The following is a 20968-nucleotide window of genomic DNA, read 5'->3' on the forward strand; positions in this document are numbered from 1 at the left end:
GCCGCGCGCGCTCACACGCGCGCCGCCACCATCCCCCGCTCCGAGCGCGTCCACGCGACCAGCGCGCCGATCCCGAGCAGCGCGAGACACACGATCGGCACGATCATCGGCCCGAACGCGGTGCCCGTCACCTTGCCCGCGAACGGCATCAGGTTCTGGCTGAAGAAGCCGCCGAGGTTGCCGATCGAATTGATCGCCGCGACGCTCGCGGCCGCACGCGCGCCGGTGAAGTAGCGCGGCGGCATCGACCAGAAGCACGGATACAGCAGCGGGATGCACGCGCCGCCGAGCACGAGCGCGACGAAGCGCAGCGGCGTCGACGGCAGCACGAGACTCAGCAGGAAACCGAGCGCGCCGAGCGCCGCGACGATCGCGATCGTGCGCAGGATGCTCTTCGCGCGGCGCAGCTTCGCCGGCAGCCACACCAGCAGCAGCACCGCGAGCGCCCACGGCAACATGCTCAGGAGGCCATTCGTGCTGCTCGACACGCCGAACGATTTCACGAGTGTCGGCAGCCAGTACGTGACGCCGTACAGCGACGTCGACATCAGCATGTAGGTTGCCGCGAACAGCATCACGCGCGGATCGAGCAGCGCCTTCCACGGCTGCCCGTGCTCGGCCTGTGCCGGCTTCTCGCGTTCGAGCGCGGCCGCGACGATCTGCTTCTCGCGCTCGTCGAGGAACGGCGCTTCGCGGAACGACGCAGGCAGCACGCGAAACACGACGATCGCGACGATCACGGCCGGGATGCCCGTTGCAATGAACACCCACTGCCAGCCCGCCAGCCCCCACACGCCGTTCAGGCTCAGCAGCACGCCGCCGACCAGCGAGCCGAGCATGTTCGCGAGCGCGCTGCCGAGCGTGAAGATACCGAGCACCTTCGTGCGGTAGCTCTGCGGAAACCACAGCGTCAGGTAGTAGATCACGCCCGGATAGAAACCGGCCTCGGCGATGCCGAGCAGGAAGCGCAGCGAGCAGAACGCGGGCATCGACGTCGTGAAGCCCATCAGCACCGTGATGAGGCCCCACGTCAGCATGATCCGCGCGAGCCACACGCGCGCGCCGTAGCGATGCAGCGCGAGCGTGCTCGGCACCTCGAACAGCAGGTAGCCGATGAAGAACAGCGACGACGCGAGCCCGAACGCGGCCTCCGTCATCCCGAGGCTGTGCACCATCTGCAGTTTCGCGAAGCCGACGTTCTGCCGGTCGATGAACGCGATCAGGAACATCACGACGAGAATGGGCAGCAGGCGCCGCGCCACCTTCGACATGATGCGCTGTTCTTCGGCGGACGCGGGGTCCAGGGTTTCGGTAGCGTTCACTGCAGGCTCCTTACGTGAATCGGTTGCGTGTCGGTTGAATCGGCGCCGTGCACAACGAAGGCGCGGGCGCGGAATGTTTCGATGAATGGGGTCCGGCGCAAGCCGGCGGCGTTCAGCCCGACCGGTAGTCGTCGAGCATCGGCGCGAACATCTCGTGCCACGCGCGCGGCTTCGCCTTGATCGTGCCGGCCAGGTACAGGAATTCGACGTAGTCCATCAGCTGGTTCGGCCGCACCGAGAAACGCGTGTCGGGCGCGGCGAGCATCTGCATCACGTCGTCATGCGACACGCCGACGCCCGACGACGCCGCATAAAGCGCGGCCGCCGCGCGCGGGTCCTGCGCGATCAGGCGGTTCGCTTCGTCGAGCGCGCCGAGAAACGCGGCGGCCAGCGCGGGCTCCGTATCGACGAGCCGCTTCGGCGCGAACACGACGTCGAGCGTCACCGGGCCGAGCACGTCGACCGAGCTCACGACACGGTGGATGCCCGGCTGCCGCAACTCGAGCGTCGAGAACGGCGGCGACGTGAAGTGCGCGGTGACGCCGTTCTCGCGGCGGATCAGCGCCTGCATCGCCTGCGGATGCGGCAGGTTCACGGTAATCGAATCGAGCTGCGCGAAATGCGCGTGGCCGAGCTGCCGGCTCGCGATCATCTGCAGCACGACGGCCGACAGCGACGTGCGGATGCCGGGCACCGCGATCCGGTCGGACGGCGTGAAGTCGCGCAGCGACGTGAGGCCCGGACGATTCGCGTTCAGCGACAGCGACGTGGTCGACAGCCCGCTGATGCCGATCACCTCGACATTCGGAATGCCGCGCGCCCGTGCCCACAGCTCGATGAAGCCCGGCGCGCCGGCGCCCGCGAAATCGAGCGTGCCGGCCATCATCGCGTCGTTGACGGAATTGCCGCCGTCGAGCAGCACCCAGTCGACCGCGACGTCGCGCACGCCGTGCCGTGCCGCGTGCCGTTCGAACAGCCGCTGCTTCTCCATCACGAGCAGCGGCAGGTACAGCACGCCATAACCTTTCGAGATCCGGACCGTGCGCGGCTTCGCGCGCACGAACGACGGCGCGGCGAGCACGCCAAGCCCGGCGGCGATCAACGCGCGGCGGCGCGGCGACGTCGTCATGCGCGGGGCCCCACGCGGCGGGCGGCAAACAGCGACGCGAGGGCCGGCGTCGTGCCGCGCCGCGCGTGCGTCGTGCCCGTGACATGCTGCATGTTGCCGTCTCCTTGAGTATTTCTGGTATTAATGCCGTCCTTGCGTGCTGCTTCCGGCTCGACACAGGTTATCGACCGAGTCTGAGAAAATGCTGACATCCCGTCCCAGGGAAAACCCCTAATCCACCTACCTGCAAAACGGCACCATGCGCATTCTCGTCGTGGAGGACGATGCCGAAATCGGCGCGGCGATCCGCAGCCGCCTGGCGCGGCTCGGCCACGCCGTCGATCTCGAAACCGACGGCGCGACCGCGAACGGGCTGCTGCGCGTCGAGCGCTTCGACCTCGTCGTGCTCGATGCGAACCTGCCCGGCATGGACGGCTTCACGGTGCTGCGCAACCTGCGCGCGTCGGGCAGCACGACGCCCGTGCTGCTCGTCACCGCGCGCTCGGCGATCGACGACCGCGTGAGCGGCCTCGGCTTCGGCGCCGACGACTATCTCGTGAAGCCGTTCGACTACCGCGAGCTCGACGCGCGCGTGCAGGCGCTCCTGCGCCGCAACAGCGGCCATGCAAACGACGTGCTGACGCTCGGCGGCCTCGTGATCGACCGCAGCAGCCGTCTCGCGGAACTCGATGGCCAGCCGCTGTCGCTGTCGCGCCAGGAGTTCGCGCTGCTCGAAATCCTCGCGAGCCGACCGCAGCGCATCTTCTCGAAGGAAGAACTGCTGAACCAGCTGTTCAGCTTCGGCAACGAGCCGACCGCGAACGCGGTCGAGCAGTACGTGACGCGCGTGCGCAAGAAGCTTCAGGGCAGCTCGGTCGAGATCCGCACCGCGCGCGGGATGGGGTATCAGATTGCCGCGCAATAACTGGTTCCCGAAGACGCTGTTCGGGCGCACGCTGCTCTTCATCGCACTCGTCGTCGCGACCGGCGCGCTCGCGCTCGCGGCGATCGCGCGCTACTACGCAGGTGTCGCTGCCGAACGCGCGTACGACCAGTTGCTGGCCGGCGCGTCGATCCAGGTCGCGGAGAACCTCTACGTGCAAGGCGGCGTGCTCGCGCTGAATCCGCCGGTGGCCGCGCTGTCGACGCTGTCGCGCTACGACCTCGTCTACTACAAGGTCGTCGATTCGCGCGGCATCGTCGTGGCCGGCTACAACGATCTGTCGAGCACCGCGACGCTCGCCGCCGCGAAACAGGGCCCCGCGTTCGCGAACGCCGTCTACCAGGGGCACCGGATCCGCACCGCGACCATCGCGCGCTACATGCCCGAGGAAAGCACACCGGGCTGGGCCCTCGTGACCGTTGCGCAAACCACCCACGCGCGCCAGCAGCTCACCAACGACATGAGCATCAAGGTGTGGACGCTGATCCTGCTGATGAGCGTGCTCGCGATCGTGGCGAGCGGCCTCGCGATCCGGCACGGCCTGCGTCCGCTCGCGCAGATCGGCACGATCATCGCCGCGCGCGACCCGGCCGACCTGCGGCCCGTGGCCGTCGACACGCCGAGCGAGATCGACGCGATCATCGGTTCGATCAACGGACTGATGCACCGCCTTGCCGAGCGGATCAACGCGATGCAGCGCTTCATCGCCGACGCCGCGCACCAGATGCGCACGCCGCTCGCGCGGCTCGACGCGCAGATCGAGCTGCTCGACGGCGAATCCGATCCCGCGCGCCACGCGGCGCGCCTCGACGCGCTGCGCGCGACCTGCGCGGATGTCGGCCGGCTCACCGGCCAGCTGCTCAATCACGCGATGGTGATCCATCGCACCGAGGCCGTGCCGCTGCAGCCCGTCGAACTCGTCGCGCTCGCGAAGGACGTGCTCGGCCGCACGATTCCGCTCGCCGGCGAGCGCGACGTGGCGGTCGCGTTCGCGAGCGACGCGCCGCTGGCCTGGATCGACGGCGACGCGATCAGCCTGCAGGAAGCACTGTCGAACGTGCTGCACAACGCGCTGCTGCACGGCCATGCGGACGACATCGTCGTATCGGTCGCGACCACGGGCAACGCCGACGGTGCGGTCACGCTGACCGTCACCGACAACGGCCGCGGGATTGCGCGCGAGCACTGGGACGCGGCACTGCAACCGTTCGTGCGGATCGCGCCGGACGGCAGCGAGCGGCGCACGGGGTCGGGCCTCGGGCTCGCGATCGTGCAGGAAGTGATGAAGGCGCACGGCGGTCGCGTCGGGTTCGCGTTTCCCGAAACGGGCGGGTTCGCGGTGGTACTGACGTTTCCGCGCGCGGCCGGGCACGCGGACGGTACCGGCAAACCCCGCGAACAGCCAGCCGCCTGAGCAGGTTTCCGCCGCGCGGCATCGGTTCGCCGAACACCGGCACTGCAACCTGTCCGGACAATCCGGGCGGCTCATGACTATGTCCGACGTTTCAGCGGACTGTTTCGGATCGTGGCTCCATGACCGCTTTGTCAATCACTCGCGTGCAACATCATAGGCAATCCGAAAGCCCGTGTGTCCGGTAGACGTATCCCGCGGTCGCCCCGTCCGGGCGGCGATGCGGTAGCGATAGCAGTAGTCGCGATGACACAGATACGAGCCGCCTTTCAGCGTATGCTCCCGCTCCTCGAGCGCCTGACGGTTCCGGGCCTTTCCCGCGCTCGACAGCGACTGCGTCGCGAACGGATCGGCACACCATTCCCAGACATTGCCGCTGCAGTTGTACAACCCTGCGGGATTCGGCGAAAACGCATCGACCCGAACCGTGCCGGCGTAACCGCCCGGCGACGTGTTGAGATGGGGAAACACGCCGTGCCAGATATTGCAGCACTGCATCTCGTCGGACGGCTCTTCATCCCCCCACGGATACCGGCGCGCTTGCGCGCCCCCTCTTGCCGCATGCTCCCACTCGGCCTCGGTCGGCAGCCGACCGCCGCACCACGCCGCAAACGCGCGGGCGTCGTTCCACGACACGTGGACCACCGGATGCTGCTCGCGTCCCGCGATCGACGAACCGGGCCCCTCCGGCGCCGCCCAACTGGCGCCATCGATCGCCAGCCACCACGGTGCGTCCGCTGTGCCTACCAGATGGTTCGCCGACACGGAGGACGATCGAAACACGTAGCTCCAGCCGATGCGCTCGGCTTCCGTCAGATAGCCGGTCGCGGCGACGAACTCCGCGAACCGCGCATTCGAAACGGCATAACGATCCATCCCGAAGGCGCACAGCGTGACGCGCCGCCGCGGCCCCTCGCCGTCAGCCTTGATGACGGGGGTATCCGTGCCGACCCAGCTCCTGCCTGCTTCGAACCAGACGATGTCCCGGCTCGACGGCACACCGGCGCCCGTACTGTGGGCGCCGGACGCGGACGCATGCGCCGAGACTGCCGACAGTTGCTGGCGCTGTCCCACTCCGGGACAGCACGATCGATGCTTGTCGCTGCTCAATTTTTCTCCCCGCTGGACAACCCGTTCCCCTCGTCCGCCCGCCACTGCAGGCCAAACCCCGGCATGCGCGGCACGTCAACCACCCGACGTCGACCCGGCCGGGGCCGCGCGCTTGCGCTCGACCTCGGCGCGCATCGCCTGCGCCTGGACGGCCAGATGCGAACGCAACCGTTCGGCGCGATCCGCGTGGCTGCGGGCCAGAAGCTGCGCGCCCCCGATCGCACCTTGGAACGGCAAGCCGAGCCGCGCGTATTGCTCCGGTGGCGCGTCGTTGGCCCGCATCAGGTCGCGCATGAGTTCGGCCATCCGCAATTCGACCGACTCGTCGTACAGCGGCCGTTCCTGTCGCGGATCGTCATGCAGGTCGAAAAGCAGCGTCCCCGAACGGTACGCATACCCGACGGGCCGACTCGCGATCTTCATCGTCCTCACGCCCTTGGTAAACGAAAAGGGTTCCGACAATTCGATGTCCTGCAGTTCCTCGACACCGAACATCTCCCGCATGTGGGTCGGCATCAACGTATATTCGTACAGCGGTTCGTTACGGTCCGGATCGGGGCCCGAGCGCATGTACACGTAACGCCCGTCCGTCACGTTGACCTGCTCGCCATGCATGCCGAACAGCGCGGCCTCCCGAACGGGAACGTCGTCGTCGATCGTTTTCCCGAGTGATCCGCCCTGCATGTCCGGCGTGGGTTGCAGACCGAAGAAATCGAGCAGCGTCGGCGCAATGTCGATCATCTGTACGAGGGACTGGCGCCGCACGCCCGTCCGACGATACCGGGGATCCCAAATGAAGAGCGGTGTGTTGGCGAGTTCGTTGAACCACGGCTGGACCGTCTTCGCCCACCACCCGTGTTCGCCGAGCATGTATCCGTGGTCGGTACAGACAATGAGCATCGTGTCGCGCCATAGATCCAGCTCGTCCATCAGGTCGAGGATCCGCCCGAGCGAGTGGTCGCACATGGACACGAGCGACGCGTACCCGGCTTGCGCCGTACGAATGTCGCCGTCCGTCTCGCCAGCGGAGACCGGGCCGTAAGGCGGCCAGTCGAAGTGCGCGTCGCCTCGATCGCACGGATAGAGGTCGCGATACTTCGGATAGCTGGCAAACGGCTCGTGCGGATCGAACGTCTCGATCTGCAGGAACCACGAATCCTTGTCGTGATTCTTCCTCAGGAACGCTTCGCCCGCATCGAATGTCAGCGTTTGCGGATGAAGATCCTCGGTCGGGTAATACTGGCGATTCACGAAATCCTGCCGCGCGGATTGCTCCTTCAGCGCGCCTTTGAGCCGGGCCGGCATCGGAGGCGGCCCCAGCTCCGCTTTCCATGGATCGCCCTCCTGCCCCCGAAAGAATTCCCAACTGCTGTATCGCGTGTGATAGGTCGCGCCGCCATCTTCCCAGTAGTGCGGATGATCGCTCGCCAGATGGGCGTGAATGCCCTTCTTGCGGAGCATGTCCGGCATCGAATCGTCGAACGGCTCCAGCGGCCCCCAGCTTCGATGCAGAAAGTTGTAGCGCCCGGTGTGCAGTTCCCTGCGCGCCGGTATGCAAGCCATGCTGCCGATATAGCAGTTGTCGAAAGTCGCACTGCGTTCGGCGAGCCGTTGGAAATTCGGTGCGTTGACCCATGTGTTGCCGTACGGTGGCAGCATGTGCCGGTTCAGGCTGTCGTACATGACGAGTATGGCTTTCATGATCGGTTCAATTCACTTTGCGTTTGATTCGTTGCGGGTGGCTCGTTCCATCGGGCTTGCGCGTCGTTTCGCTCACGCGCGTCTTGCCACCCGGACGGCCGCGCCCACTTGCGTGACGCGCGGCATTCGATGACTAAATGGTTCCCGTCTTACCGGGCCTGCGGATTGATGCGGAGCCGATTGCGTACCTCGCTGACACCCGGCACGCGTTGCGCGACCGACGCGGCCAGTGCGGCCTGCTCGGCATCCACGACCTCCCCGGACAAAGTGACGACACCGGACCGCGCGAAGATGAGCAGACGGCTCGAATCCAGGCGTTTCGTTCGAGCCAGCGCACCCGCCACCTGTTTGCGCAACCGTCGGTCTGCTGCCTTCGTCGCCTTGCGCAACTCGCTGCCCGACGCCGACGTCGGCGCCGACGCGGGCGTCGATGCCGCCACGCCCGGCGACTCCTGAGCCGCCGCACTCAGCGCAATCATCACCATCATCGATGCCACGATGTACCGGCATCCCGTTCTGCGAACCTGCATGTCGTTTCTCCCGTGATTCTCCGGCGTCGCCGTCGCCCCTTGCGCCGCGACGCCGCTGGCCATGCCTCTAGAACTGCGTCATGACGCCGATCGAGACGCCGCTCACCGTGCGCCCGTCGGGACGCAGATTCAGTGCCGAAACGTTCGTCGGATCCTTCTTGTAAGCACCCGAAAACCCGTTCCGGTCGAACTCCACATAGAGTTCCGATCGTTTCGACAGGAAGTACTCGAGCATCGCGTACGAGGTCATCTTTCGGCCATCCGCCCCGGCAACGTTTTTCAGGTTGCTGGCCATGTCGTAATAGGTGGCGCCGGTGAACTGCAAGGCCGGGGTGATCTGGTAGACGATGCCCACCCCGGGAATGTTGTCCCGCCGCTCGCTGCCGGTCGCGCTCGCCGCGGAGACCGCCAGTGCGCTGTAGCTCAGATAAAGCCGCGTCGGCCCGAGTTGCCACGTCGCACCGCCCATTGCGGTTTGCGCCCACTGGTTGGTGGTCGCGCTGTAGGTCTTCTGATACGCGGCCGCCAGCAGCAGCGAGCGAAACTGATAACTGGCGCCGACGGCCAGATTCGTTCCCGCGTGCCAGTCGCCGGCCACGCCTCCCGGCGAATAGCTGGCTCTCAGCGCGAATCCCCCGATTCGGCCGACGTATTTGACCGTGTTGTTGAATCGCGCATCGAGCGTAAAGAAATTGCCGCCCCAGACAATACCCGGCGAAATCGCGAGCGACGGGCCGTTGGCTTGGTTCGGATCGAGCTGAACGCCGATATCCTCGGCAGCGTTCAGTTGACGTCCAAGCGTCAAACGCCCGAATCCCCCCTCGAGTCCGACATATGACCGCTGCGAGAAAAGCGTACTCGACGTTTTCAACGCGCCCGTGCCCAGATTGAAGCCGCTCTGCAGCAGAAAGACGGCCCTCACGCCACCGCCCAGGTCTTCCTTGCCCGTGAAGCCGACGGTATTGCCCGCCATCGGATTGTTGTCGAATCCGACTTGCTGCCCGCCCTTTCCGCCATCCGTCCATCGAACGCCGCCGCCGACCGTGCCGAACAGCGTCACGCTCGACTGCGCGTGCGCCGCGCCGGTAACCGCGAGCGCAATCACGCCCAAAGTCAGTCTCCTCACCACGCCACTCCCTTGATAATTAATAATCCTTATTAAATTGCCGATTCAACCGGAAGACATCGAACCAGGTTTCTCCGAGCCCTATGCGAGCCGGACGCGAATGGATTCTCGACGTACCGCCTTCGCGTCCGGTGGTTTCCTATCGATCTTCTTGCGTATGCCACTCCCCGGGTCGCGGCAAGTCGACGGAAGGGAAACGGACACCTTTCGCGGCGGGCAGGACGTCAGCCGTTTCGACTTGCCAACGCAGCAGGCGCTCCAGCAACCCGGCCTCGACGTCGGAAAATTCAGGGGCCCCCGCCAGGTTGGTCGTCTCGCCGGGATCCGTCGTTCGACGATACAGTTCAGGCGCCTCGTAGAGTCGCCACACATAGGTCCATTCCGGCGTCCGGATCACCGCGGCCTTGCCCACGGTTTCGGGCTGCCCGCTTTGCAGTTTCGCCTTGATGTCGTACGGAAAGCCGGCCTGTTCGAAATGATCGACTTCACGGGTCAGGAAACCGCCCTCGCTGAACACCTGCTCCCGATGCGTCGCCCCGTCCACCAGGAGGCAGTGCGCGAAGCTCTTCCCGTAGTGCGCATGCGTCGCCTCCAGGCCCGCCAGCTCGAGCAGCGTGGGAAACACGTCGATCAGCTCGACCATCGCGCTCGAGGTCTTGCCGGCCACGTCCGGCCCGGAGGCGCCGGATACGATGAGCGGATTGCGCAACAGGCATTCGTGCACGCCCGACGGCCACTTCTCGACGAGCCCGAAATCCCCGATGTATTCGCCGTGATCCGAGAAGAACGTGGTAATCAGGCGTCCCGGTTCGGTGGCCCGGGCAGCCGCGTCCATCACTCGGCCGACGTGGTGATCCAGTCTCGACACCATGCCGTAGTACACAGCGCGCAGTTCGCGCCATTGCGCGTCGGTCAGCCGGTCCCATTCATGCGCAATGGACAGCGCATCGACGTAATCCGGCATCCGGCCGCGCCCGACCGCGCGCTCGGGCACCGCGGTGCGGTCGTACATCGAGAACCACGGCTCTTCCGCCTCGAACGGCGGATGCGGCGCAAACAGCGGGACATACAGCACCCAGGGTTCGCGAGGCGGAGCGGCGAGCCAATGCTCCGCCGTGCGAATCACCACTTCGTCGTATTCGACGGCGGCCTGCTCCTGCGAACGCTGCCCCCGGTAAAACGCACGCACCATCGGGTCCGCGGGGTCCCCTTGGGTCTTGCTCCGCAGGAATTCCGCCGCGCTTCGCCGCGTTTCTTCCGGCAGGAAGCCATGTTCATGCGCCGAGCGTTCGGTCGCGCCGGCCGCGAACGAGTCGCCGCGACCGCCGGCCATCGCAACGTGATAGCCGTTTTCCTTGAAGACGCGCAGGAAATTCGGCTCGTCCGGCCCAAGCAGGTGACCGAGCGTGCGATGCCCGGCCACGTGCGGATACTGTCCCGACAGAAACGACACGCGCGACGGCGAACAGACGCTGTGTTGTCCGAACGCCTGCGTAAAGGCAACGCCGCCGGAGGCGAGCCGGTCCAGGTTCGGGGTGAGGACGGGTGTCGCGGGATGGACCGCGTGAACGCAGTCGGCACGCAACTGGTCCGCGACGATGATGACGAAATTGGGCTTCGTGGTCATGAAATATCCGGTAGCAAAAACACGGGTCGATGTCAGCGAACTGACCTGATTGCGGTGATGACGATCGCGCCGAGCAACGTCGCACAACCTGCCGCGATGAACAGCGCGTCGAAGCGGATGGCGCCACCCGGCGCCGTCAGCCAGGTGGCGAGAAGCGAAAGGGCAAGCTGCGGAACGACGTTCGCGAGATGGAACACGCCCATGTCCTTTGCCGCGGCATTGCGGTCGGGCAGCACTTCGGTCACCAGCGCAAGGTCTACCGCCAGATACGCGCCCTGCGCCACGCCCAACCACGCGATCACAGCCAGCAGTTGCGAGAACGTCGCGCAGGACAGGAGCACCGGAAACCCGAGTGCCATCCCGATGCCGGCCCCGATCACAAAGACCTTGCGGCGCCGCAGCCGATCCGACAGGCGACCGAACACCAGCGCACTGACCGTCATGGCCGTCGTGGCCACCAGCAGGCACATGAACATCGCGTGAGGCGTCTCTTTCGTCGACAAGCCGATCCGGTCCCGCAGATAGAACAGCAGGTAGTACTGCAGGCTGCTTACGCCGAACAGCACCAGCGCACGCGACAGCCATGCGATCGCGAAGTCCGGATACCTGACCGGATTGGTCCAGAAACTCGCCGCCAGTTGCCGCCACTGCAGCGGTTTCACATGTCGGGTATCCAGTCGCCTGTCGTTGGCGAGCACGACGAAGCAGACAATCGCCGCCAGCGCGATCGCCCCCTGCATCAGCGCGATCGAAACGAGGTCGGGGGCCAGTTGCCTCGCGATCCCGACGCCCAGAAGAATGCCGATCGGCGGCGTGAATCCGACGATCGACGAATAGAAGCCGAGCTTGTCGGACCGGACCTGATCCGGAAGCACCGCATTGAGGCCGCTCAAGGTCGAATTGAAGGTCAACGCCATCAGCCCCCATCCGAGCGCGAGTTGCGCGGGTGTGCGAGCGGTCGCCAGAACCGCCATCGCGCCAAGCCCACCCAGCATGCCGCCCAGGATCCACGGCTTGCGCATGCCCCAGCGCGATCGCGTGTGATCGCTCAGCACACCGAATATCGGCTGGGCGATCAGGCCGATGAACGAGCCGATGCCGAGCGCCCGCGCCAGCACGGTTGCCTTGTCGGTCGGCGAAATCCTTTCCGCCAGCATCGGCAGGATCATCATCGGATACGGCAACATCGCCAGCCAGACGCCGACGAAGGCGACCGTCAGCGTCACGCCGAGATACCGGTTGCCCGTTTTGCGGGCCGATACATACATCAATTCGTCCATACCCTCTCCGTTCATCGTCGCATGCCGCCGCCGTCCGCTCAGCGCCCGAACACCCGCCCGTCGAGTTGCACCGACCCGACGATCGCGTGATCGGTCGCCGCACGCGCCAGCGCGATGCGATACGTGCCGCCCTCGATCCGCCACTGCCCGACCTGTCCGTCGAACCGTGCCAGCAGACGCGGATCGACCTTCAGCGACACACGGACGGATTCGCCCGCGCGCAACGTCACGCGCTCGAAGCCGAGCAGCCGCACGCGCGGCTCGCCGCATGCATCCGTCAGGTAGAGCTGCGGCACGTCGTCGCCGTCGCGCGTACCCGTGTTGGTCACCGTGAAGCGCGCCGTCACCGTGTCGCCGCCGTCGAGCCGCAGGTCGTCGTACGTGAAACGCGTATAGCTCAGGCCGAAGCCGAAGCCGAAGCTCGGCGTTCGGCCCGTCTTCGCAAACCAGCGATAACCGACCTCCGCGCCCTCGTGGTAATGCACGTCGATCGGCGTCCCGAGTTCGACATCCGCGCCCGGCAGCGCCGGATGCGGCGTATCCGCGATATCGGCCGGGAACGTGACCGGCAGGCGGCCCGACGGATTGACGCGGCCCGTCAATATTTCCGCGATCGCCTGCGCACCCGCCTGGCCCGGATACCACGCCTGCACGATCGCGGCGACTTCGCCGCTCCACGGCATCGCGACCGGGTTGCCGGTCTGCAGCACGACGACCGTATTGGCGTTCGCGCGCGCCACCGCGGCGATCAGCGCATCCTGACCGAACGGCAGCGTCATGTCCGGGCAATCGAAACGCTCGCCTTCATGACGGATCGCGTTGACGATCACGACGTCGGCGCGGCGCGCCAGCGCGACGGCGTCCGCGACGTGCGCGCCGCTGTCGTATTCGACGATCGCGTCCGGCCGTTGCGCGCGCAGCGCCGCGAGCGGCGATGCGCCGCCGAAGCACATCGCGGTCGGCCCGAGCAGCGGATGACTGCGCATCGGCACGACCGCCGTATAACCGCCCTGCGGCATCACCTGGCTGGAGCCCGATCCGGACAGCACGCCCGCCTGCGCAAGGCCCCCGATCACTGCAATGCGTCGCGCGGCTTGCGCGAGCGGCAGCACCTGCCGCGCGTTCTTCAACAGCACGATGCCCTCGCGGGCGATCTGCAGCGCGATCGCGTCGTGCGCGGCGAAATCGACCGGCTCCGGCGCGCGCTCGCGATCGATGCCGACCGCATAGCAGGCGCGCAGGATCCGCGTCACCATCTCGCCGATGCGTGCCGGCGACACCTTGCCTTCGTCGTAGGCGCGCCGCAGCGGCTCGTTGAACCACTCGGCCTCGTCGAGCTGCGCGCCCGAGTGCTGGTCGAGGCCCGCGAGCGCGAATTCCCAGCCGTACACGGCGCGCCAGTCCGACATGATCCAGCCCTTGAAGCCCATCGCGTCCTTCACGACGTCCTGCAACAGATGACGGTTACCGCTCGCATACGCGCCGTTGACCAGGTTGTAGGCGGCCATCAGCGCGCCCGGATTGCCCTCCTCGATCGCGATCTGGAACGCGAGCAGGTCGCTCTCGCGATGCGCGTCCGGATCGATCACGGCGTTCAGGAAGAACTTGTTGGTTTCGCTCGCATTGAGCGACACGTGCTTGAGCAGCGCGATCACGCCCTCGCGCTGGGTGCCGGCTACGACGCAGCCGCCGGTCCGCCCGGACAGCAGCGGGTCTTCCGACACGTATTCGAAGTTGCGGCCGTTGCGCACGTCGCGCACCAGATTGATGCCGCCGCCCAGCGCAACGTTGAAGCCGCGGGCGCGCGCCTCCTTGCCGATCGCCTCGCCCATCGTGCGCGCCAGCGCCGGATGGAAGGTCGCGCCGAGCGCCAGCCCGGCCGGGAACGCGGTCGCGCGCTCGTCCGCGGTTTCGGTATGGCGCAGGCCGAGGCTGGCGTCGGCCAGCTTCAGCGCCGGCACGCCGAGACGCGGCACGCCGGGGACGTAGCCGGCGATGACGGGCAGGTCGGCCGGCACGCGCGGCTCGCGGCCGGTGCGACCGAAGACCCGCACCATCAGGCTGTAGAGCAGCGAAAACCGCTCGTCGTCGGTCATGCGGGCTTCGGTGTCGCGCGCACGGGCGTCGGGGCAATCCGCCGGCGCCAGGCTCGCGGCGGCCGAAGTCGTGCCCGCGGACGCGGGAGATTCGATGGGGGTCTGCAGTCGAGTCGAGGATGTCATCACGCGTTGCTTCGTATGAATGGGACCGGCCGACACCGCGCTTGCACCGTCAGCCGAACAGTTCCTGCCAAATAATTATCCGAGTGGATAATTATTGTTTTGAGCGTACGTGTCAAGCGGGTAAAGGCGGCAACGACGGCGGGGTTTTCCCCGACACGCGCGGGCCACAATGCCGCGCCGGCGCGCGGCATCGGACCGGGACGGCCCGTTGCGGCCGGCCCGGACGGACGGCACAATCCGGGGATTCGATCAAGGACAGGACAGATGCAGATTGCCCGGCAGGCACAGCAGGAACGCAGCGAACAGACCCGTTCGGAAATTCTGGGGATCGCGCTCGAACAATTCTCGACCCGCGGTTTCGATGCGGTCAGCGTGCGCGACATCGCGGACGCGGCCGGCGTGAACCACGCGATGATCCGCTACTACTTCGGCAACAAGGAGAACCTGTGGCGCGCCAGCGTGACGCAGCTGTTCGACCGGTTCATGGAGGGCGTGGCGCTGCCCGACCCGGCGTCGGACGCGTTCTCGATCGACGGCGTCAAGCAATACATCCGCAACTACGTGCGGTATTGCGCCGCGCATCCCGAGCATGCGCGGCTGATGATGCAGGAGGCCAATCGCGATTCGGAACGCCTGCAGTGGATGGCGGAAACCTTCGTGCGGCCGCGCCACGATCGCTCGGTGCCGCTGGTGCGCTACGTCAGCGAGACGACTGAAGGGCTCGCGCGGATCGACCCGGTCGTGCTGCTGTACATGATTACCGCAATCGCGCAGGTGCCGTACCTGCTGACCGCGGAAATGCGCTATGCGCACGGCATCGACGCGCTCGACGAAAAAGCGATCGATGCGCATTGCGACGCGGTCGTCGCGTTCATCTTCCGTTGAAGCGGCGGGTGCGCGGCCGGGCAACGCACCGCCGCGCCCCCGGCTCAGGTCGCGCGACTAGGCCGCGACCTCTCCCCCGAGATACGCATCCCTGATCCGCTCGTCCGCGAGCAGCGCCTTCGCGGGCCCTTCGAGCACCACGCGCCCCGTCTGCAGCACATACCCGTAGTGCGCGATCTCCAGCGCGAGGCTCGCGTTCTGCTCGACCATGAACACCGTCACGCCCTGCTGGTTGATCGCGTCGATCAGTTCGAGCACCTTGTCGACATAGAGCGGCGACAACCCCATCGTCGGTTCGTCCATGCAGATCAGCTTCGGCCGCGCCATCAGCGCGCGCGCCATCGCGAGCATCTGCTGCTCGCCGCCCGACAGCGTGCCCGCGCGCTGCGCGAGCCGCTCCCTCACGCGCGGAAACAGGTCGAGCACGCGTTCGTAGTCGTCGGCCACCGCCGCGCGATCGCCGCGCGTGTACGCACCCATCAGCAGGTTCTCGCGCACGCTCATGTCGCCGAACAACCGCCGCGCCTCCGGCACGGCCGCGATCCCGCGCCGCACGCGCTGCGGCGTCGCGAGCGCCGTCACGTCGTCGCCGTCGAAGCGCACGACGCCGCGACGCGGCCGCATCAGCCCGAGGATCAGCTTCATCGTCGTCGACTTGCCGCTCGCGTTGCCGCCGAGCAGGCTGACAATCTGGCCGCGGCCGACTTCGAAGTTCACGTCGAAATGCACCTGCACCGGCCCGTAGAACGTGTCGAGGTGTTCCAGTTTCAGCAGCGCGTCGGTCATGTTGGTTCGCAATCCGGAAGAAGAGGCGGTCATGCAGCCGCCTGCACCGTGCGATCGGCCGGCGCGCCGCCCGCATGGCGGCGGCCGAGATAGGCTTCGATCACGCGCGGATCCTGCCGCACGTCGCGCGGCGCGCCTTCGGCGATCTTCACGCCGTTGTCGAGCACCATCACGCGGTCGGACACGCGCATCACGAGTTCGAGCTTGTGCTCGATCAGCAGGATCGTCAGGCCGCGCGCCTTCAGCGACTGGATCAGTTGCAGCATCTCGGCCGTTTCCGTCTCGTTCATCCCGGCCGTCGGTTCGTCGAGCAGCAGCAGGCGCGGATGCAGCGCGAGCGCGCGGCCGATCTCCACGCGCCGCCGGTTCGCATACGACAGGCTATGCGCCGGATGATCGATGCGCGGCGTGAGCCGTTCGCCAAACCCGGCGACGATCGCGCGCGCCTCGTCGCGCAGCGCCGCTTCCTCGCGCCGCACCGATGCGGGCCGCACGAGCGCGCGCAGCACCTCGGCCGCCGCGCCGAGCACGGGCCAGCCCGGCCGCGCCGCGCGCAGCCGCGCATGCGCGCCGATCAGCACGTTGTCGAGCACGCTCAGGTTGCCGAACAAGCGGCCGTGCTGGAACGTGCGCGCGATGCCGAGCGCCGCGAGCCGTTCGGACGCCGTGCCCGTGATGTCGCGGCCGTCGAACGTCACGCGGCCGGCGTCGGGGCGGTCCGCGCCCGCGATCAGGTTGAACAGCGTCGACTTGCCCGCGCCGTTCGGCCCGATCACGCTCAGCAGCTCGCCGTCGGCGAGCGTCAAGCTCGCGCCGTCGAGCGCGGTCACGCCGTCGAAACGGCGCGTCAAACCCTGCACATCGAGCAAGGGTCGGGTGGTGGTCATCGCATTCCTCCTCACACCGTGCCGAGCAGGCCCTGCGGCCGGAACCGGACGAGCAGCAGCAGCACGACGCCGTAGATCAGCATCCGGTAGTCGGCCGCCCAGCGGAACAGCTCGGGCAGCCCGATCAGCGCGATCGCACCGGCGATGCCGCCGAGCACGTTGCCGAGCCCGCCGAGGATCACCATCGTCAACGCAAGGATCGACACCTGCGAATCGAAGGTCTGGTGATTGATATAGCTGTACAGGTGAGCGGCAATACCGCCGCTCACGCCGGCCGCGACCCCGCCGACCGCGAACGCGATCGCCTTGTAGCGGTTCGGCGCGATGCCGTGCGCGCGCGCGGCGACGTCGTCCTCGCGCACCGCGCGCAGCGTGCGGCCGAGATGCGAGCGCAGCAGCCGCACCTGCACGAGCGCGAATCCGACGAGCACCGCGAACGTGAACCAGTACGCAGCGCGCGCGGTCGTCGCCCACGACAGCGGCGCGATGCCGGTGATGCCGAGCGGGCCGCGAGTGAGGCCGTCCCAGTTCAGGATCACGAGGCTCACCACTTCGCCGATGCCGAGCGTCGCGATCGACACGTAGTGCCCGCGCAGCCGGAACGCCGGATAGACGAGCAGCGTGCCGAGCACGGCCGTGATCGCGCCCGCGCACGGAATCGTCACGGCCGGCGACCAGCCGAGATCCGACGACAGCAGCGCCGATGCATACGCGCCGATCACGAGCAGCGCCGCATGGCCAAGCGAGATCTGCCCGACCGTGCCCGCGACGAGCGTGAGGCTCAGCGCGAGCAAGCCGTACAGCCAGGCGTTGGTCAGCGTCTGCAGCACGTACGGCGATGCGCCGAGCCACGGCAGCACGGCCGCCAGCGCGACCAGCGCCGCGAGCACCGGGCGCGGCACGCGCACGGCCTTCGCGGCCGCGAGGAAGGTGCCCGTCATCGGCTCGGCAGGCAGCGCGCGCTTCGCGCTGAACAAGCCGTTCGGCCGCCAGACGAGGAACACGAGCAGCAGCCCGAACGCGAACAGGTCGCGATAGCTCGTGCCGAACAGCGCGACGCCGTAGCTTTCGACGAGACCGAGCAGCAGGCTGCCGGCGATCGCGCCCGGCACGTTGCCGAGCCCGCCGATCAGCAGCGCGACCACGCCCTTCAGCGTCGCCTGGAAGCCCATCGCCGGATCGATGCTGTTGTAGTACATGCCGACCAGCAGCCCGCTCACGCCGCCGAGCGCGCACGCGATCGCGAACACGGTCTGGTTCACGCGATCCACGTCGACGCCCATCTGCAGCGCCGCATCGCGATCCTGCGCGGTCGCGCGCACGGCCCAGCCGAGCCGCGTGAAGCGCAGGAAGCCGTAGAGCAGCGCGGCCGCCGTGATACCGATGCCCGCGATCAGCAGGTCGAGCGAACCGAGCGTCGCGCCGGCGATCCGCACGTGCCAGTCGGGCAGCTGCGTCGGCACCGCGCGCGGGTCCGCGCCGAACGCGAGCTGTGCGAGCTGGTCGAGGATGAAGCTGATGCCGATCGTCGCGAGCAGCGGCGCGATGCGCGCCGCATGACGCAACGGCCGCAACCCGATCCGCTCGATCGCGACGCCAAGCGCGCCGCAGCCGACGACGACCGCCGCGAGCGCGACCGGCAGCGGCAGCCCGAAGCGCGTCAGGCACAGCCAGCCGATGAACGCGCCGACCATGTAGACCGAGCCGTGCGCGAAGTTGATCAGGTGCGACACGCCGAAGATCAGCGCGAGCCCGACCGCGAGCAGCGCGTAGATGTTGCCGACGATGAGGCCGTTGAGCGTGTAGTCGAGCCAGGAAGCCATCACGATGCGTCCGGTTTCCGAATCAGCGCGCCGCGAGCTGCGGCTTCGCGCCGTCCCACAGCGCCCACTGCCCCTGCTTCACGACGAGATACACGGTGCGCGCGCCCGCGACGCGGCGCGTCTGCGGATCGAAGCGCACCTTGCCGAAGATCACGCTCGGCACATCGCTGACCTTCGCGAAACCGTCATGCGCGGCCTGCCGCGTCGTGCCGTAGCGGCGCAGCACCTCGGCCGACAGGATCAGCGCGTCGTATGCGCGCGCAACGAACGAATCGGGATCGGTGTGGAATTTCGCGCGATAGCGCTGCACGAACGCCTGCACCTCGGGGCGCGGCTCGGCCGGGAAGAAGTTCGATTCCGTATAGACGCCGTCGACGGCCGCGCCGCCCAGTTCGAGGAATTTCGGCGAATACACGGAGCCGACCGCCGCGATCGGCAGCGCGACGCCCGACGTGCGCGCCTGCCGCACGATCTGCGCGCCGTCCGCGTAGTACGAAATCAGCACGATCGAATCGGGCTTCGACGCGCCGATCCGCACGAGCGTCGAGCGGAAATCCTTTTCCGCCGGCTGGTAGCCCTCGGCCGCGACGACCTGCGCGCCGAGCCCGGCCACCGCCTTCGCGAAGATGTCCTTGCTGGTGCGGCCCCAGTCGGTGTTCAGGTACAGCACCGCGATCCGCTTGAAGCCGAGTTCCTTCACCGCGTAGCGCGCGAGCAACGGCTGCTCCTCGGCCTGGCTCAGCGCGGTGCTCCACAGGTAATCGCCGCCCTTCGTGAAATCCGGATGCGAGTTCGTGAAGCCGAACTGGACCAGTTGCCCGCGCTGGTAGATCGGCGAAGCGGCCATCGACGTCGCGCTGGAGAAATCGCCGAGCTCGATCGCGATGCGCGGATCGGCAACGAACTTCTGCGCGATCGCCACCGCCTGGCGCGGGTCGCTGCGGCTGTCCTGGAAGTCGATCGCGAGCGGCCGGCCATGAATGCCGCCGCTGCCGTTGATCTCGTCGAGCGCGAGATCGAAGCCGCGCTTCCATTGCTCGCCGTATTGCGCGTCCTGGCCCGTGAGCGGCCCGCTCACGCCGACCACCACCGGCTCGCCGGACACGCCCGCCGCGAGCGCGCCGCCCGTCGACAAGCCCCACGCGGCGGCAAGCGCCGCCACCGTGCCCAGCACGCGCCGCCATGCGCCGCGTGCGTCGTTCCCCGAAACGTTCATGCCGCCCCCACCTTCAGTCAGTCGAAAAGAGTGAGGGCATGTAACCATCCGGTTCAGGGCGATCCAACGAAGTTTTGCGCATATCGATATCGCGCGCGGCGCGAAGCGGATGACGCTCGCGAACGGTCATCCGCATGTCGTGTATTGCGCGGTGTGCGAGCGTGCATCACATCACGTTGATTCGATTGGCGTTTCCCGCGCGGCGCCATTCGCAGCCGAAGCACCGGCACGCACCATCGGCTGCCGCGACACCCGCACGCTTCGCAGTTTTCGCGCAGTCGATAGCAAAAATCATTATATGAATCGCGCATGCTCGCACTTCTACAATGCGCAAATCGCATCATCGGAACGCGTCATGGAGCTGCATCAACTCGAAGCCTTTTCCGCAGTCATGTCGGCCGGCAGCGTGACCGGCGCGGGCGAACTGCTCGGCCGCTCGCAGCCGGCCGTTACACGGCAGATCCAGGAGCTCGAAGCCGATCTCGGTTACGCGCTGTTCGACCGCCACGGCCCGCGCGTCACGCCGACGCGGCGCGCGTTCCTGCTGTACGAGGAAGTCGAGCGCTCGCTGGTCGGCTTGCGCGCGATCGAGGCGCGGGCACGCGCGCTCGGCAACGAAGCGGCCGAACCCGTGCGCATCGCGGCGACGCCTTCGCTCGCCGCCACGCTCGTGCCGGCCGCGCTCGCCGCGCTGCCCGACGGCGCGCATGCGCCGCACTATCAGTTGCGCAGCGAATCGGCCGAGCATGTCGTGCACGAGGTGCTGGGCGGCACGGCCGACGTCGGCGTCGTCACGCTGCCGATGGCGCATGCGGGGCTCGACGTGCACTGGATCGCGCAAACACCGTGCGTCGCCGTGTTGCCCGCCGGCGACCCGCTCGCCGCGAAGCCGCGCATCGCGCTACGCGATCTCGCGCGCCGCCGCATCGTCACCGTCGCGAACCGGCACCGGCTGCGCCAGCGGATCGACGCGCGCTGCCGCGAACGCCGC

The 20968-nt window shown here is 67.4% G+C and carries 17 protein-coding genes; 4 read left to right on the plus strand and 13 right to left on the minus strand.

Translation table 11 applies throughout. The annotated features are described in order from the left end of the window. Nucleotides 1-11: 11 nt before the first annotated feature. Nucleotides 12-1322, minus strand: coding sequence for an MFS transporter (locus VL15_RS12145; RefSeq protein WP_048245756.1), 1311 nt, complete (start codon nt 1320-1322; stop codon nt 12-14). Nucleotides 1323-1434: 112 nt separating this feature from the next. After that, nucleotides 1435-2451, minus strand: a complete 1017-nt coding sequence (locus tag VL15_RS12150; protein WP_048245757.1) for an ABC transporter substrate-binding protein — start codon at nt 2449-2451, stop codon at nt 1435-1437. Nucleotides 2452-2689: 238 nt separating this feature from the next. On the opposite strand from VL15_RS12150, the gene VL15_RS12155 reads away from it, so the two are divergent. Both VL15_RS12155 and VL15_RS12160 read left to right on the plus strand, forming a co-directional pair. Beyond that, nucleotides 2690-3355, plus strand: a complete 666-nt coding sequence (locus tag VL15_RS12155) for a response regulator transcription factor (RefSeq protein WP_048245758.1) — start codon at nt 2690-2692, stop codon at nt 3353-3355. Further along, complete coding sequence (locus VL15_RS12160) at nt 3342-4787, plus strand: sensor histidine kinase (RefSeq protein WP_048245759.1); 1446 nt, start codon at nt 3342-3344, stop codon at nt 4785-4787. The genes VL15_RS12155 and VL15_RS12160 overlap by 14 nt, the downstream gene beginning before the upstream one ends. A gap of 135 nt (nt 4788-4922) precedes the next feature. Here VL15_RS12160 and VL15_RS12165 read toward each other — a convergent pair whose 3' ends face one another. From VL15_RS12165 to VL15_RS12195, 7 genes are all read right to left on the minus strand, one after another. After that, entirely contained in the window at nt 4923-5894 is a 972-nt protein-coding gene (locus VL15_RS12165; protein ID WP_230684432.1) for a formylglycine-generating enzyme family protein, read from the minus strand. 75 nt (nt 5895-5969) lie between these two features. Continuing rightward, nucleotides 5970-7595, minus strand: coding sequence for a sulfatase (locus VL15_RS12170; RefSeq protein WP_048245760.1), 1626 nt, complete (start codon nt 7593-7595; stop codon nt 5970-5972). Between the two features lie 149 nt (nt 7596-7744). Further along, complete coding sequence (locus tag VL15_RS12175) at nt 7745-8188, minus strand: BON domain-containing protein (protein ID WP_230684433.1); 444 nt, start codon at nt 8186-8188, stop codon at nt 7745-7747. A 4-nt stretch (nt 8189-8192) separates the two neighbouring features. Next, entirely contained in the window at nt 8193-9251 is a 1059-nt protein-coding gene (locus VL15_RS12180; protein ID WP_048245776.1) for a porin, read from the minus strand. A 139-nt stretch (nt 9252-9390) separates the two neighbouring features. Continuing rightward, nucleotides 9391-10878 carry a sulfatase-like hydrolase/transferase gene (locus tag VL15_RS12185; protein WP_048245762.1) on the minus strand — a complete coding sequence of 496 codons (1488 nt, stop codon included), beginning with the start codon at nt 10876-10878 and terminating at the stop codon, nt 9391-9393. A 32-nt stretch (nt 10879-10910) separates the two neighbouring features. Continuing rightward, nucleotides 10911-12158, minus strand: coding sequence for an MFS transporter (locus VL15_RS12190; protein WP_048245763.1), 1248 nt, complete (start codon nt 12156-12158; stop codon nt 10911-10913). A gap of 38 nt (nt 12159-12196) precedes the next feature. Then, the gene (locus VL15_RS12195) at nt 12197-14380 is read right to left on the minus strand and encodes a beta-glucosidase family protein (RefSeq protein ID WP_196319576.1); all 2184 of its coding nucleotides are present in this window, start codon (nt 14378-14380) and stop codon (nt 12197-12199) included. Between the two features lie 264 nt (nt 14381-14644). Here VL15_RS12195 and VL15_RS12200 point away from each other — a divergent pair, with 264 nt between their 5' ends. Continuing rightward, on the plus strand, nt 14645-15265 hold the full coding sequence (locus VL15_RS12200) for a TetR/AcrR family transcriptional regulator (protein ID WP_048245765.1): 621 nt from the start codon (nt 14645-14647) through the stop codon (nt 15263-15265). Nucleotides 15266-15322: 57 nt separating this feature from the next. Here VL15_RS12200 and VL15_RS12205 read toward each other — a convergent pair whose 3' ends face one another. Genes VL15_RS12205 through VL15_RS12220 form a run of 4 tightly spaced genes read right to left on the minus strand, consistent with a single transcriptional unit; the run spans nt 15323 to nt 19977 of the window. Further along, on the minus strand, nt 15323-16084 hold the full coding sequence (locus VL15_RS12205) for an ABC transporter ATP-binding protein (RefSeq protein ID WP_048245766.1): 762 nt from the start codon (nt 16082-16084) through the stop codon (nt 15323-15325). Next, complete coding sequence (locus VL15_RS12210; protein WP_048245767.1) at nt 16081-16938, minus strand: ABC transporter ATP-binding protein; 858 nt, start codon at nt 16936-16938, stop codon at nt 16081-16083. The genes VL15_RS12205 and VL15_RS12210 overlap by 4 nt, the downstream gene beginning before the upstream one ends. An 11-nt stretch (nt 16939-16949) precedes the next feature. After that, nucleotides 16950-18761, minus strand: a complete 1812-nt coding sequence (locus VL15_RS12215) for an ABC transporter permease (protein ID WP_048245768.1) — start codon at nt 18759-18761, stop codon at nt 16950-16952. Between the two features lie 22 nt (nt 18762-18783). Further along, nucleotides 18784-19977 (minus strand): ABC transporter substrate-binding protein, encoded by a 1194-nt coding sequence (locus tag VL15_RS12220; RefSeq protein WP_048245769.1) that lies wholly within the window; start codon nt 19975-19977, stop codon nt 18784-18786. Between the two features lie 355 nt (nt 19978-20332). On the opposite strand from VL15_RS12220, the gene VL15_RS12225 reads away from it, so the two are divergent. Next, nucleotides 20333-20968 (plus strand): LysR family transcriptional regulator (locus VL15_RS12225; RefSeq protein WP_048245778.1); only part of this gene is annotated, 636 nt, incomplete at its 3' end.

Source organism: Burkholderia cepacia (genome assembly GCF_001039005.1).
GTDB classification, from domain to species: Bacteria; Pseudomonadota; Gammaproteobacteria; order Burkholderiales; family Burkholderiaceae; genus Burkholderia; species Burkholderia theae.